The organism is Caballeronia sp. GAFFF2, assembly GCF_023631485.1.
Classification (GTDB): Bacteria; Pseudomonadota; Gammaproteobacteria; order Burkholderiales; family Burkholderiaceae; genus Caballeronia.
Genome location: NZ_JALQDA010000094.1, coordinates 1 through 702 on the forward strand (window position 1 = coordinate 1; position 702 = coordinate 702).

General features: G+C 59.3%; 1 pseudogene. It reads right to left on the reverse strand.

Going from position 1 to position 702, the window contains the following annotated elements:
* Positions 1-702, reverse strand: a pseudogene (locus NCT04_RS34260) (hypothetical protein); the annotation flags it as partial.

The window sequence follows — 702 nt, forward strand, 5'->3', positions numbered from 1 at the left end:
TCTTGAGCAGCGCTTCAGCAATCGGCGAGATACCGTCGAGACCTTGCAGACTTGTTGCCGACGCTGGTGGAGACTCAGCACCTGCGAGTGCAGGTGTCGGCACGCGCTGACCGTTCTCTTCGACCGTATGCACATTGATTGCGACAGGCTGTTCGGTCGCGTTTATTGGAGCATCCGCCGCCATGACACTATTGAGCTGAGGTTCGGGTACAACAGGGGCCTTTGCGCGCTCCGAAGTAGCGGACGATGTCTCGCTTGCCCACACAGCTGGAGCCGTTCCATCCGGTGCGTCGACGTTAAGCGTGGCAACGGGAGACGCTTGTCCTTCAGCGTTTGCGCGAGCGCGTGATGCGGGCGTGAGTAAGGCCGAGACGGACTTGGGTATCTCCGTTTCAGAGCGCGGCTGGTCCAGCCAACCAGCTGGCAAGCCAAGCTGCTTGGTGAAGCGATTCGCTTCTGCCTCGTCCAAGCGCTTTTTGCCGTACAGTCGATGCGCCTTGTTCGACCCGCTCATCCCAATTACAACACCGAGTTTGGCTTTCGATCCGTTGCGTTTAGTGAGCACATGAAGGTTAGCGCGTCGGATGTTCTCGACCGTGGCGCCTTCGGGCAGGCTCAGTTGTTGGGGCGCCGTCGCTTCGATTGCTACGCGTCGACCGGAAGCGACTTTTGCAGCAGTTTTATCGGCTGGCTGCTTGGCGA